Origin of the sequence: Maribacter sp. PR1 (assembly GCF_028464145.1) — a bacterium.
GTDB lineage: Bacteria > Bacteroidota > Bacteroidia > Flavobacteriales > Flavobacteriaceae > Maribacter.
This window is the reverse complement of sequence record NZ_JAQPCG010000004.1, coordinates 164284-178792: the sequence shown is the minus strand read 5'-3', so window position 1 is coordinate 178792 and position 14509 is coordinate 164284. Positions and strand designations below refer to the sequence as shown.

Sequence of the window (14509 nt, the reverse complement as noted above, 5' to 3'; positions counted from 1 at the left end):
GAATTTGCCCAATAGCTTTATCTCACACGTTCATATTCAGTAAATTCATAGATGGTTCCTTCAGATTCCTTTACTCCCGATTCCTTTCGAATACGCAACTGTTGGCTTGTCAATAAGACTACGACAAAGGGTTCACTGATATCCGAATAAAAGCGGTTTAGTTTCCCTGATTCCTGAATAGTCCAAGTGCCAATTTCTATAAATGAGTTGGGTATCTGGTTATGACATGCAACTTCCCCGATTCCCCAGAAATAAGTGTTTTCTTCTTGTTGTATTGCCTTGACATAGCGGATCATATCATCTTTTCGGCAATTCTCGAATTGGGTAAATAAATCTTCTGTTGGTTCCAAAATTCCCAATGAATCATTAGGTTGCCCTCTAAATTCGGCTATCCTTTTCCAATCTCCTATTAGATTATCTTCGGTAAACAATAGGTTAACCTGTTGTGAACCTTGGTCGTCGTTATTACATGCCAATAAAATCAACAAAATTAAGGGTAATAAAAGATTTGCCCGTTTTAACATAGCTATAGTAGTATAAAGTTACTTTCTATCATAACGTTCAATGTATCTATTCTTGGCATTTCATCATTTTTTAAAATTGCCCTATAGCTTTAGCCCATTATTGATAGTATCTTTAGGTTTCCCTGCGTTTTCCCATATTTTCCAGTATTTTGATACGGTAAACAATTGGAATACCCCTAGAGTATAATTTGCTTGAAAATTCGTTGATGAACTCGACCTCTTTGTGTTCTTTTCGTTTTATTGTATTTTTTATGCCTTCGGTAAATACGTGTAACTTTTGCTTTGCAACGCTGCCTTCAGGTTCTTCGAATGTGCCGTGTGCCATGGCCGATTCCCAATTAAACATGGATTGTATTTCTTCAACCTGTACGGAGACCGAATTGTTTTTGCGCATCGCATCGATTTTATGGCCTTCCGAGGTATAGCTAATGATTGTATTGTCAGTAGGATCAAAATAATAGGTAATGGGAATTACATAGGGTTTGCCCTGCCATAGATAGGCCAGGTGGCCAAGGTAGTTGTTTCTGAAGACACGCGTACTTGCGCTTGTTGTTAAATCTGTCATCGTTTTTTTTTTTAAAAATTACAAATCGTTTAGAGACTGTTTTGGAACAGGTCGATTAATTATAATGACCATGCTTTACCTCCAGTAAGTTTTTGTGTAGCCTCACATGAAATATATTCTGCCGGAATAGGGAGATAGGCCAGTACTTCCTCACCCATATATTCAGAGATTTTATAGCCCCAGATAGTCAGCCCACGAAGATTGTTCGCAAAGCCAAATCGGGCAACAATGTCATCCAGATTAGCAATGTTACCATGGGCAACCGATTCTTGATACGAGTTTATCGTTTCAAAATTTTTGGCCTCCTGTTCTTTGGATACCTTTAATGACGAGGCCAAGACCGGCTTTAAATCCTCGGGAGTGAGGTCAAATGCCCTATCCTTGCCAGAATCCTTTAAAGCTTTGTCCATAAAACGGCCCATTGACATTTTAACGAAATCCTGCTGATTCTTCTCCATGGCCTCATCGAAAAATTTGTCGATAAATAGGTGTGTTTTTACCTCAGAGGCCGACGGTGTATCGGTCTTTGGAAGAATAATGTCCACCAAGTGAGTAATAACCGTACCTTCTTCCTTTGTAAAAAATTTCGGTGTCCATGTAGTTGCACTTTCATTTTTACAGCTTTGGGCAATGCCCATCAATGTCGGGGTTGCCACAATATAACCAAGAGACAGCCCCATGTTCTTCAATGCTTTTCTTCTTTCCATTAGATATTTCCTTTTTTAAGTTCTTGCGCTGCATGATCGGCAGCTCTCGCCGTAAAGGCCATGTAGGTCAATGATGGGTTTACACAACTGGCAGAGGTCATAAAAGCCCCGTCGGTTACGTATACATTGGGAACGTCATGAATTTGATTGTTTCCATTAAGGACAGAAGTCCTAGGGTCCCTGCCCATCCGGGCCGTACCCATTTCATGAATGCCAAGACCCAGTGCCCCGGGGGTGTCATAAGGTTCTACGTTGCGAAAACCTGCCTTCTGGAGCATTTCAACGGCGGATTCTTTCATGTCTTTGCGCATGGCCCATTCATTCGCCTTGAATTCGGCATCGAAGGTTACCGTGGGCAGCCCCCAGCCGTCCAATTTATCATAGTCCAAGGTCATTCTGTTGTCTTCATATGGGAGCACTTCACCGAAGCCCCCAAGGCCCATGGACCAACCTCCCGGTTTTAGAACGGCCTCCTTGAGTTCCTTGCCAAAAGATAGTTCCGCGATCAAGTCTTCCCAGTTGCCCCTTCCGCCACCGCCCTGGTAGCCAAAGCCCCTTTTGTAATCGTTTCTGTTGGTATTGTCGCCCAGATTTCTAAAACGCGGAATATAGATGCCATTAGGTTTTCTTCCTTTATAGTATCTATCCTCGAAGCCGTCGAACTTTCCTTGTGCCCCGACACCGAGATGGTGATCCATGATATTTCTTCCCAATTGATCTGAGTCGTTGCCCATCCCGTTTGGGAAGCGATCGGATCTCGATTGCATTAATATAGAGGTTGAGGCAATGGCCGAGGCGCATAAGAAAATTACCTTGGCCTTGAATTCGTAGGCTTCCTTGGAGACCCTATCGATGACCTTAACTCCGGTTGCCCGTTTCGTATCCGGACCGTATATTATCTGATGTACGATGGAATCTGGTCTCAATGTCATATTTCCGGTGCGTTCGGCAGCGGGCAAAGTAGATGAATTGCTGCTAAAATACGCCCCGAATGGGCAACCCCTAATACAGCGATTTCTGAACATGCAATGCTGCCGTCCCTCGAATTTCTTGGTTCCCGTGATATTGGCGACCCTTCCTGCCGTGACCACACGGCCATCGAAATTCTCGCTTACCTTTTCCCGAAAACGTTGTTCGACACAATTTAGTTCCATCATCGGTAAAAACTGGCCATCGGGTAATTGTTTCAACCCAAGATTTTCCCCCGACACGCCGATATAGGTCTCTACTTTATCGTACCAAGGGGCAATATCTTTATATCTAACAGGCCAATCCACTGCGATTCCCTCTCGCTGGTTGGCGGTAAAATCGATATCGCTCCAGCGGTAACTATGTCGCCCCCACATGATAGAACGCCCACCCACATGGTAGCCACGCATCCAGTCAAAACGTTTGATTTCGTTGTAGGGGTGTTCCAAATCGTTCACGAACCACAGGGCACTGGCCGCATTGGTCGTGTACCCGGTCCTATTTTGCTTTGGTTGTTTTTTTAAATCTTCCTGGGTTGGTTTCCCTCCGTTCGGTAAGTCCCATGGATCTTTATAGGCAGTCGGATAGTCCTCGATATGGCGTACCATCCTTCCACGCTCAAGAACCAAGGTCTTAAGGCCGTTCTCACAAAGTTCTTTGGCGGCCCAGCCACCGCTGATGCCGGTTCCCACAACAATCGCATCATAGGATTGCTGTTCTTCGTTGTAATAGAATTTTTTCATTGTCAAATCTTTTAAAAAGCCATTCATTCTTTCGCTATCTTAAAATGTATAAATGACTTTGTGTTCACATTTTTATCATCTTTTAGCATTTAGTTTTCTAATCGGGCACCATAGTTCTTATAACCATTTATCAATATTCTATAACCTGTAGTCTTTCAAAAACCTTAAATGGGGAAGAAAGGTGAGTAAAAGCATCGCCGTACGAACCATTTGATAGGAAACCCAATTTGCCAACCTGTTGAATATACCTGCTCTTTGTTTGAGACTCTCCTTTGTAATTTCGCTACACTCGCTGATAACCTTTTCAAAGTCAGCGCGAAGGTTTTCGGCAAATTCTACGGAGTGAATTTCCACGTTCATTTCAATACTACCGTAGCAACTAAGACTGTTCAGGTTAAATGAGCCTACGGTGGACCATTTTTTATCTACCACGGAGGCTTTACCATGCACTACGGATTTGTTCCACTCATATATCCTCATATGGTGGTTTAAAAAAGAGGAATACAAATGTTCGGTTGCCCTACGTACCAACGGCACATCGCTAATGCCCGCTAAGATTACCGTTGTCTTTATTCCTCTTTTACAGGCTTTTTTCAATGCCTTTGCTATTATGCTTCCAGGCAAAAAATACGAGCCTACGATTACTATCTCTTTTTCGGCATGGAGAATGGCATTAGTATAGGCATCGCAGACTTCAGTTTTACTTTTAAGCCAGTCGTTCTGTAAGATTCCAACCCTTGCTTTTTCCACCAAATGCAAGACAGGCTTTATTTTTTTTGAGCTACTTTGTTTAAAAAAATAATCCCTACACAGTTTCTGTAAATCTTCTGCGGCCGGACAATACAACTGCACGGCATAATCTAGCCAAGGCTCCGATTCAGTTGTGCCGTGGTATTTGTCGGCAATATTGATTCCCCCGATGAGTGCTGTTTTTCCGTCGGCAACGACTACTTTGTGATGCATACGCCTACCGAGATAAAAATTGTTCCAAGAGAACAAAGGGGAGAAAAAACGTAGTGAAATACCATGTTGTACCAAATCATGGGCATAACTATCTGGAAGCGCAGCACAGCCATAGGCATCCAGTAAGACATACACTTTGACTTTTCGTTTGGCGGCTTCCTTCAGTAGAGTAGCTATGCGATTTCCCGTACTATCGTTTTCAAAAATGTAGGTTTGTAAATGTATTTCCTCTTGCGCCTTTTCAATTGTTTTTTCCAACCTATAAAAATAATCTTCGCCCGAATGCACCAACTCGATATAGTCTTCATTATGGTCCATAACGTGCAATACTTTTTTGGTATTATCTTCTGCTGATTTCTGTATCATCACTATTTCCTTAAATAATAAACCAATCCTATTGCAACTAAAACGACTAATCCTGCAATTATAAAAGGATAATAAAAGCCACCTGCAAGCAACCAAGTTCCCAATACGGGCCCCAAAATCTGTCCGATACTGTTCGTTGAGCTTTGTATGGAAATGTTTCTTCCCGTATCTTCCTTAGATAACAAAGAGACGGCTGAAAGCAGATTTGGGGTTACCATCGCACCACCACTGGCAAATATTATTATCATACCATATACAGATAGCTCATTGCGCAAAAAAGGGAATACAATAAGTGAAAGTCCGGTAATCACTAAGCCTAACGTGATTTGCTGTTTCGAGGTCATTATCTTTTCCCCATAAGTAGCAAAAACAGGCTGTAAGACTGCCATCACTGAACCGCAAAGCATAAAGCCAATACCGACTTGACTACTATTGAACGCTAATTCATCCTTGCCATAGATTGAAAATACGGTTTCAAACAGGGTCACAACAAATTGCATTACAAAGGATAGCAGCAACAGTATGATAAAATAATTACTAAAAGTAAAATTAAATTTTATCGTTTTTTCTCTGATCTTGGTCATTATTGCCGTGTTCTTCAACCATTTCATAATTATGAATAATATGATTAACCCTAATATGGAAGCAAAGAAAAATGGAACCGAAAATCGGTCAAAATGAAATACGCCAAAAGAATATTTCAAGTGCACGTTGGTCTGTGATAACAGCCCCCCCAAAACAGGGCCAAAGATAACACCCGAACTGATTGCGACCCCTGACCACGCCATTATCTTGGTCCTACGCTTTTCCGAGGTTATATCACTTAGATAGGCATTGCTGACGGGAATTACCGAAGAGGTAAATATTCCTCCGATTATACGGGCTACATACAACATGGTGAGCGAAGTTGCCAGACCGGTCAATAGGTTCATTGTTATAAACCCGATAAGCCCAACCAGAATTATGGGCTTACGACCATATTTATCAGAAAGTCTACCCCATACAATCACAAAAATAAGCTGGAAAAGTGGGTAAATACTGGTCAACATTCCTATGTGGAAATTGATTAGGGCGAGATCCAGATTATCCTCCAACGCCAATCTTTCCGTATAATAGGGAAGAATGGGTAGCAGAATACCATACCCCAACATTACCACAAATAGGCTCAACAAAACCAAAAATATCCTGTTGAGCTTTTCTTTTTTGTTCATTATTTTTTCCCGATTTTCCGCTTCAATAATTGCGCATTAATAGCTACTATAATCGTACTCAAACTCATAAACACCGCTCCAACGGCCGGTCCTAAAACAAACCCAGAAGAATACAACACTCCGGCAGCCAACGGGATGGCAACAACATTATAACCGGTAGCCCAAATCAGGTTCTGGATCATCTTGTTATAGGTGGCCTTCCCAAATAAAATTAGGTTAGCGATATCCTGTGGGTTACTGTTGACCAAAATAATATCGGCGGTCTCGGCGGCAACATCAGTTCCGGATCCCACCGCAATACCAACATTTGCCTTTGCCAATGCAGGGGCATCGTTGACCCCGTCGCCCGTCATAGCTACAAACTCTTCCTTACCTTGTAGTTCTTCTACGATTTCAACTTTTTGGTGGGGCAAAACTTCGGCATAATAACCGTCCAGTCCAAGTTTATCACTTACGGCCTTGGCAGTTTTTTCATTATCCCCGGTAGCCATCAAAACTTTAATATTATTCTTTTTGAATATTTTGATGGCTTCAGCAGATTCTGGTCTTATTTCATCAGCAAGCGCAATGTAACCTGCTAGTTTCCCATCAATTAATACAAATACCACAGTTTCCGCAGCATCACTATAGGCGTCTTTTGGGATATCTATTTTTTCATCCCTTAAATAACCAGGACTTACTACCTTAACTTGTTTGCCTTCAACATTTGCCTCTACACCTTTACCAGTAATCGCATTAAAATTTTCTGGTTTCGGAATGGTAATGTTGTCTTCTTTTACTTTTTTGATAATCCCAACAGCTATTGGATGTTCAGAACTTTGTTCCAATGCACTTGAAAGTCTTAAAATTTCCTCTGTTGAATAAGTCTCGTTAACAGACTCGATTCGAGTGACACCAAAATCACCTTTGGTTAGTGTTCCTGTTTTATCAAAAAGCAAAGCTGAAATTTTTCTGGACTCTTCAAACGCAGTTCTATTTCGGATAAGCAATCCATTTTGAGCAGATACTGCCGTAGAAATCGCAACCACAAGGGGAATGGCAAGACCCAATGCGTGTGGACAAGCAATGACCATAACGGTAACCATTCTTTCTAAAGCATAAACAAATGGAAAGCCTAAAATCAACCATACTGCCAACGTACCAAAACCAATAGCCAAAGCAATGTACGTTAACCATTTTGCCGCCCTATCTGATAGGTTTTGCATCTTGGATTTGGTTTTTTGTGCTTCCTCGACCATCTTGATGACTTTGTTGAGGTAGCTGTCTTTTCCAGTATGTTCAACCTTTACTTTTAAGGTACTATTGCCATTTACAGAACCACCAATAACCTTATCGCCTTCATCTTTTTTTACAGGTTTAGATTCGCCAGTGAGCATAGATTCATTTAGGTAGCTTGAACCGTCTACAATAATCCCATCAGCAGGAACTTTTTCACCTGGTTTTACCAAAATCACATCATCCTTTAGTAAATCTTTCAGAGGAATGTCTTCTATGGTGTCGCCTTTTACCCTGTGCGCTTCCGCAGGCATCATACTTACCAGTAACTGTAAGGCTTTTGAAGCTCCCAAAACACTTTTCATTTCTATCCAATGGCCAAGCAACATTATGGCTATAAGTGTTGATAGCTCCCAGAAAAAGTCTTCACCTCTTAAACCAAAAACGGTAGCGGTACTATAAAAATAAGCTACAGAAATTGCCATAGAAATTAGGGTCATCATTCCTGGTGCACCTTTTTTGACTTCAGACCAAAACCCTTTTAAAAATGGCCAACCACCATAAAAATATACTACAGTGGAAAGTGCAAAAAGGATATACGGATTTCCAGGAAGTAAAAATTCATACCCAAAAAAGTCTTGAATCATCGGCGAGAAGAACAATATGGGGATGGTAAGCACAAGCGTTACCCAAAACCGTTTTCTAAAGTCAGCAATCATCATTTTATGATGGTCGTGACCCATTTGGCCGTGTCCCGGATTGTGACCCGAATGGCCGCCACCTTTGTGGTTCATTTTAGAATGGTCTTCTTTTTTGTGTTTCCTCTTGGAATGGTCCATTTTTGAATGGTCCATTTTGGAATGATCTGTTTTATCGTGATTCATTTTTTCGTGCTTATGATGTTCGTGATTTTCCATATGATTTTATTTTAGGGTTATATCAATTTTTTTCGCATTTCTTCTGAAATATTCTCGGCATATACTCCGTAGGCATCGACCAAGGTTCCCTTGATTCCATTTTTGGAAGAGATGGCATACATGATACTATTGTCATCCGTACTGCTCATTCCCTCAAAACGATGTACCTCATCAACTTTAAAATCTTCCGGGTGTATTTCCAGTTTTAGGGAAGCACATTCCAAACAATGGGGCTTGAGATTGAAATCATAGGTATAGCCCCTTCTTTGAAGGTCTTGTACCGCTTCGGAAAGTGTATCGTAACTTTTCATAGTTTCTTATTTATAGGTCATTGTAAAATAGCTACCGTCCTCTTCAGTAAATTTCTGGTAGGACAGTAATCCTTTATCGTTCAACTTTTCATTTACAACATAGTCAAGCTGTTTGAATCGTATGCCTATCGCATAGGCCTTTATATTGATTTTTGATTTAATGTTCATACTATTTCCTTTAGACTCTAAAATCCGATCATAAATTTTGATCTTGCTTTTGGAGCCAAAGAAGTCCAGTAATCCTGAATCGAAACTCATTTCCAGTTCAACATCTTCCAAATCATCCAAATCGTACAGCTCCTTGAAATTCTTGGAGTTGGTGTTGATTTCGGTTTCCTTTGATTTGGGATTGGAAAAGGGAAAGGCCATTACCATAACACTCGATGCTTCGGGCCGACATCGATAGTTGGTGGAATATTTATCCGTGGATTTTCCGTTTTTATCAAAAAGCTCGGTTACCACTTCAATTTCATAATATCCTTTCGATTCTTTTAGCTCTCCCGCCTGAAAGGTTTGCTTGTTCAGAAAAACTCCATTTTCGTTATAATTTTCCCTTACTACCAATCTGTCTACGAGTTGGCCGATAAGCATTTCTTCTTGTGCCTGCGCTAAAAAGGATGACATTAAAACGGTTAATATGTAAAAGGTTCTTTTCATGTATGGTGCATCAGCTCTGTTACTTCCTTGGCAATAATATCGCTTAGGTCAATGCGGTTGGATTGATGTGGAATTGTATTGCAAGTAATGATATTCTCTACATAGGCATCCCAAAGGTCTTGATAGGCATTTTCGGAAAAAACAGCATGGATACCAATGCATATCGCTGGCTTCATTCCGGCATTTTTCAAATGTTCCGTGGTTTCTATCATAGTCCGGGCCGTAGATATAATATCATCCACCAAAACCGGGGTGGATTCTTTATATTTTTCTACATCGGGTACGGAAACTTCAACATCTCTGTCGCCATGACGAACCTTTTGTAATACGGTAAACGGAACCCCTGCTTTTTTTGCCACATCGGAGACCCATTGCTCGCTTTCGGAATCAGGGCCAATCAGTACAGGATTGTGTATATTTTCCTTGATGTATTTGGAGATGGCATCCGCGGCACGGATGACCCTATTTGGAATATCGTATACCTCGCCCAAAGAACTTATTCTATGCAAATGCGGGTCAATAGTAGTGATGCTATCCGCAAATCCTGAAATCAATTTCCCGAAATAAGAAGAGGTAACCCCTTCCCCCTCGTGAAACACTTTGTCCTGACGCATATATGCCAAATAGGGTGCCACCAAACAGGTGCACATAGCGCCTAATGATTTGGCAGTATGGCTTAAAAAGTAGAGCGGCAACAGTTTTTCATCGGGTTCATGAAGGGTACAGACCATTACTACACATTTGCCTTTCACATCGGAAAGGATACGGGTATAGGATTCGCCGTCAGGAAATTTGCGCAATTTGCACTCCCCGATTTCGGCGTTCATCTTTTTAGCTAGTTGTGCCGTAAGTTCCTGGTTTCCCGGAAGGCTGAACAGTATCGTTTTCATAATCACTTGTATTTAAAATTTTAACATTATGTTTTTCCAGATAGCCCTTCAATTCATCAAAATCACAAACTTCCTCAATGTGTTTCAATCCTTTTTGGGTTTTATTCAAGTACATCAGTTCAGAGGCGTATGAAGTAGCCGTTGCAGTAGCCAGAGCCTCATTTTCTCCTGTCGCCAAATACTTTATACTGTACTGCATCCCTAGACTGTCTTTTCCATTAATCTCTATTTGTAGCCCAAACCGTTCTGAACCTATGCGGATAAAATCCAGAACCTTTTTAAATCTTTTTGGACTTATATTCTTAAACCATTTCAAAACACCGATTTTCTGAAATAGATAGAACAAATACGTAATCACCTTTGAATCGAAACCAATGCGGGTATCTATGGCCTTGGTATCCACAAGAAGTGGAATGGCGTGATGGTCCGAGAAATCGAACAAATAGAAAGTCCGTTCTCTTTGTTCGTTCAATAAGCGGGTCGATCTAGGGTGGGTAAAACCTTTCACGCCAACACTTCCTTTTTTTGTCTTTATTTTGAAGGAACTATTGGCCTTTTCCAGCATCCACCTAACGGAATCAACACCATGTGATTCTCCCAAACCAAGTATCACATAAGTATGTATTTCATCTATTTCGGCAAATTGCTTAGCACCGTTGAATGCCAATATATTTGAAAGACCTGGCACCAAACCAACACTGGGAATTACTAAACAATCGGCATTGTCGATGTAATCCGATAGTTCAAAAAATCGTTTGTGTGCCTTGAAAGAGGCACCAACCTCTGTATAATTAATATTGAACTGTAGACACTCAAGAATAAAGGAAATATTCATGGTTTCTATACAACTTACAGCAGTATGTATTTCATTGAAATCTACTTCTTTCAATCTTTCTTTCTCAACATCTAAATATATGGCCTTGGCATTAAGTCCATTTTGTTCAATAAGCATTTGGGCCTTATCCTTGTTTCTGCCTCCGACGATGATTTTTGAAGGATATTGCAATGCAAGCTGTCGCGAGACAATAGATCCAACGGTACCGTACCCTCCGATTATTAATATTTTATCTTTATCTACCATATATTATTCGATTTCGATAATATCATCATGATTCTCATAATATTCCAAGGCATAGTTCAGTTCCCCATTTGTTTCCGCGTGGAGTATATACACCAACTCTCCTTTTTCTAACTCATCGCCCAACCGGACGTTCATCGAAATGCCTGCCGATTTGGATTGTGGCGCTCCTGACAGTTTTGCGAGTTTTGCAATCTTTCGATTGTTTATTTTTTTGACCGTCCCACGTTTAGGTGCATGCATCTCAAATTGATAAGGGGCAACATAGGTTTTGGAAAATCTTCCTTGGGCCGTGCATATGGCCTCGAATTTTTGGTAGGCCTTTCCACTTTCCAGCAGTTCTTTCGCTATTTCAAGACCTTTTTCGGGCTTCACTTTTTCGGATAGCTCCAAGAGATGCCCCGCCAACAATATTGCCCGTTCTTTAAGGTCTTGTGGCGCATCCTCTTTATTCTGCAAAACACTTAGAACATCAACCGCTTCTAAATTGGGACCGATACCCCTTCCCACGGGCTGGCTGCCATCGGTAATGACCACCTTTATTTTAAGCCCCACAGCATCGCCCACGGCTTCCATATGTTCCTTGAGTTTTTGCGCGGCCTCTTCGCTGCGCACCTTGGCCGTTTCTCCAACAGGAATGTCGATGACCACATGGGTAGAACCTGCGGCTGCTTTTTTGGACAATACAGAGGCGATTAGCTGGCCTTCACTGTCAATATCCAAGGCTTTTTCCACCTTGATGAGAATATCGTCCGCTGGACTTAATTGTGCCGTACCGCCCCACACCAAACATCCACCTTCCTGTTCCACGACACGTTTGATTTCTTCGCCAGAGAGGGTAACATTCGTTAGTACTTCCATGGTATCGGCCGTACCCGCTGGCGAAGTAATGGCCCGTGATGAAGTTTTGGGCATTGTCAGCCCGTATGCGGCAGCAATTGCGACAACTATAGGCGTTGTTCTATTCCCCGGTAGGCCTCCGATGCAGTGTTTGTCCACCACTATTTCCTTGTTCCAATCCAATTGTTTTCCCGAGGTTATCATCGCCTTGGTAAGGTCCGAGATTTCATCTAAATCCATTCGGTCGCCAGCACAGGCCGTAATAAATGCCGATAGGTGGATGTTTGAATAATCCCCTTCGATGATATCCGTAATGATGTCTTTGTAGGCTTTGTAATCGAGTCGTTGATTATAAATTTTCGCTCTTACAGAACTCAATGATTCTATGGGTTCCAAATGGGATACGTATAGCGTTTCGCCCTCCGATACTTTGAGTTTTTTTGCTGCTATTTGTGACAACCCTATTTCGCCCTGCCTAAGTACATCCGAAGTAATAATGTGGAGGCTTGCAATTACCGAGGTACTCATGTTAGATACCCGTATTCGGGTCAATGCTTCGAAACCTTCTGAAATGCAGACATGACAATCTTGCCGCATGTACACGACGTTTTCATTTTGCGTATAAATGCCTAGCGATTTGTATTTAAGGATGTTCGATTTTTCTTCCATTTCCGTGTTAATTTTTGTCTATTTTCATTACCTATCTTATCTCTTCGATACCATAGAGTTGGGGAATTTCACTCTCCCAACCATAGGTTTCCTTAATTCCCTTTTTTAAGGCTTCCGCTCCTTCCTTTTCTCCGTGGATTATGAATATCCGTTCCGGTCTTTCTTCTATATCGCTCAACCAATCCAGCAGTTCGGCATGATCTGCATGGGCCGAAAGTCCTTCTATCTCTGTTACTTGCATTTTGAAGGGCACGGTCTTTCCGTAGACCTTTAGTACCTTTTCTCCTTCCAATAATTTTCTTCCACGGGTCCCGTCTGCTTGATATCCAACAAAGAGTAAAGTGTTATCAGGATTTTGTGCCTGCGTTTCCAGATAGTTCAACATTCTGCCGCCTGTGAGCATTCCGCTTCCTGCAATCACGATTTTTGGTTTGTTGTCTGTTCTTAATTCCATTGTTTCACGATAACTGCTAACAACTGTAAAGTGTGAGCACATTTCGTCACATTCGTGGGCTTCCAATCTGTGCCAATCCCGAGTTCTATGAAACAGTTCCAATACGTTGGCACCCATTGGACTATCCATAATCATGGGAACTTTCGGGATTTTGTTTTGCTCCAGCAACCTCGAGAATATCAACATCATCAATTGGGCCCGTTCAACCGAAAAACTTGGGATGAAAAGACTACCGCCCCTAGATAGGGTGTCGTTGACCAATTTTTCTATAAGAGGGATGGCCTCTTTCTCTTCGGGATGGAACCTGCCGCCATAGGTAGATTCCATAAACAAAACATCGGCCCGTTCTGGTTTTACGGGTGGATATAAGAGCAAATCATTCGTTCTACCAATATCCCCTGAAAAGACAAATCGTTTATCCTGCACATCCAATTCAATATAGGTTGCCCCAAGAATATGTCCGTTATACTGAAATCTTGCCTTTACGTTCTTTAACAGGGGAAGCCACTGGTTGGGCGGTATTCCCTTGAAATACGGAATGGTCTTTTCAACATCTTTTAAATCGTACAGCGGTTCTGCGGGACTGTGCTTTGAATACCCTTCCTTATTGGCACGTTCGGCCTCTTGTTCCTGTATTTTGGCACTATCGTTCAATATAATCTTGGCGATGTCCAGAGTGGGGTAGGTGCCATAAATGGGTCCCCTAAAACCTTGCTTTACCAACCTTGGCAGATAGCCGGTATGGTCCAAATGACCATGGGTAAGCAATACCGCATCAATTTCGTTGATGTTGACAGGTGGATATTCCCAGTTTTTCAGGCGTAGTTCTTTGAGCCCCTGAAATAGACCACAATCCACAAGTATTTTTCTGTCCCCTGTATCCAGAAGATATTTGGAGCCGGTAACGGTTCCCGCCGCACCTAAAAAATGGATTTTTATCGTATCTGTTTCCATTACTTTTATTCGTTAATGCTGGTTGCCGAACTCTTGTAAATCTCCTAAAATCGTTTTACCGCTTGTCTCCAAACTCAACATCACATTTTATTAATACTAATTTCACTTATCACTACATTCACTAACCCGCGCCTTGGCAGGGGTATAGACCTGTTCAATGGATACTACCATTTGTTGAGGTCTTTTATTTGTCCGTTGCTAGAGTCCCCCACAGCAGGAAGGTGTGTTTCCTTTGTCTTGGTCCGGTTTGCACAATGCTTCTATTTCCTTATACAAATCGTGAAAGTCCTCTTTAATCAAAAGGGCTAGTTTCTTAGCAGATTTAGGTTCTGAATTGACCATTTCCAATAGTATTTCAAAGGCTTCTTCCAGCAACATTGGATCGTCTTCCATTGCTTGGTAAAATGGCTCTAACTCGGTACTCTTCTGTTTTTGCAATTCTTTTGTTTTCATCTGTATTATTTTTTAGGATTACT

The 14509-nt window shown here is 41.6% G+C and carries 14 protein-coding genes; all 14 read right to left on the bottom strand.

From position 1 onward, the window contains the following. Positions 1–17 precede the first annotated feature (17 nt). The 14 genes from PP182_RS09735 to PP182_RS09670 all read right to left on the bottom strand — a co-directional run bounded on the left by PP182_RS09735 (position 18) and on the right by PP182_RS09670 (position 14486). Positions 18–524 carry a hypothetical protein gene (locus PP182_RS09735; RefSeq protein ID WP_272651052.1) on the bottom strand — a complete coding sequence of 169 codons (507 nt, stop codon included), beginning with the start codon at positions 522–524 and terminating at the stop codon, positions 18–20. Between the two features lie 112 nt (positions 525–636). Next, the gene (locus PP182_RS09730; protein ID WP_272651051.1) at positions 637–1089 is read right to left on the bottom strand and encodes a pyridoxamine 5'-phosphate oxidase family protein; all 453 of its coding nucleotides are present in this window, start codon (positions 1087–1089) and stop codon (positions 637–639) included. Between the two features lie 59 nt (positions 1090–1148). Continuing rightward, positions 1149–1796: a gluconate 2-dehydrogenase subunit 3 family protein gene (locus PP182_RS09725; protein ID WP_272651050.1), complete on the bottom strand. Its 648-nt coding sequence runs from the start codon at positions 1794–1796 to the stop codon at positions 1149–1151. Further along, positions 1796–3508, bottom strand: coding sequence for a GMC oxidoreductase (locus tag PP182_RS09720; RefSeq protein WP_272651049.1), 1713 nt, complete (start codon positions 3506–3508; stop codon positions 1796–1798). Before PP182_RS09720 ends, PP182_RS09725 begins: the two co-directional genes overlap by 1 nt. A gap of 138 nt (positions 3509–3646) precedes the next feature. Then, a complete protein-coding gene (locus tag PP182_RS09715; protein ID WP_272651048.1) occupies positions 3647–4837 on the bottom strand; it encodes a phospholipase D-like domain-containing protein in 1191 nt (396 codons plus the stop codon). A 2-nt stretch (positions 4838–4839) separates the two neighbouring features. After that, positions 4840–6048 carry an MFS transporter gene (locus tag PP182_RS09710; RefSeq protein ID WP_272651047.1) on the bottom strand — a complete coding sequence of 403 codons (1209 nt, stop codon included), beginning with the start codon at positions 6046–6048 and terminating at the stop codon, positions 4840–4842. Continuing rightward, on the bottom strand, positions 6048–8180 hold the full coding sequence (locus PP182_RS09705; protein ID WP_272651046.1) for a copper-translocating P-type ATPase: 2133 nt from the start codon (positions 8178–8180) through the stop codon (positions 6048–6050). Before PP182_RS09705 ends, PP182_RS09710 begins: the two co-directional genes overlap by 1 nt. Positions 8181–8197: 17 nt before the next feature. Further along, positions 8198–8491, bottom strand: a complete 294-nt coding sequence (locus PP182_RS09700; RefSeq protein WP_272651045.1) for a phosphoribosylpyrophosphate synthetase — start codon at positions 8489–8491, stop codon at positions 8198–8200. A 6-nt stretch (positions 8492–8497) separates the two neighbouring features. After that, positions 8498–9148 (bottom strand): hypothetical protein, encoded by a 651-nt coding sequence (locus PP182_RS09695; RefSeq protein WP_272651044.1) that lies wholly within the window; start codon positions 9146–9148, stop codon positions 8498–8500. Continuing rightward, positions 9145–10038 carry a ribose-phosphate pyrophosphokinase gene (locus PP182_RS09690; RefSeq protein ID WP_272651043.1) on the bottom strand — a complete coding sequence of 298 codons (894 nt, stop codon included), beginning with the start codon at positions 10036–10038 and terminating at the stop codon, positions 9145–9147. Before PP182_RS09690 ends, PP182_RS09695 begins: the two co-directional genes overlap by 4 nt. Further along, positions 9980–11119, bottom strand: coding sequence for a hypothetical protein (locus tag PP182_RS09685; RefSeq protein ID WP_272651042.1), 1140 nt, complete (start codon positions 11117–11119; stop codon positions 9980–9982). Before PP182_RS09685 ends, PP182_RS09690 begins: the two co-directional genes overlap by 59 nt. 3 nt (positions 11120–11122) lie before the next feature. Then, positions 11123–12625 carry a thymidine phosphorylase family protein gene (locus PP182_RS09680; protein WP_272651041.1) on the bottom strand — a complete coding sequence of 501 codons (1503 nt, stop codon included), beginning with the start codon at positions 12623–12625 and terminating at the stop codon, positions 11123–11125. A gap of 31 nt (positions 12626–12656) precedes the next feature. Then, positions 12657–14033 (bottom strand): MBL fold metallo-hydrolase, encoded by a 1377-nt coding sequence (locus PP182_RS09675; RefSeq protein ID WP_272651040.1) that lies wholly within the window; start codon positions 14031–14033, stop codon positions 12657–12659. 198 nt (positions 14034–14231) lie between these two features. After that, positions 14232–14486, bottom strand: coding sequence for a hypothetical protein (locus tag PP182_RS09670; RefSeq protein WP_272651039.1), 255 nt, complete (start codon positions 14484–14486; stop codon positions 14232–14234). Positions 14487–14509: the final 23 nt, after the last annotated feature.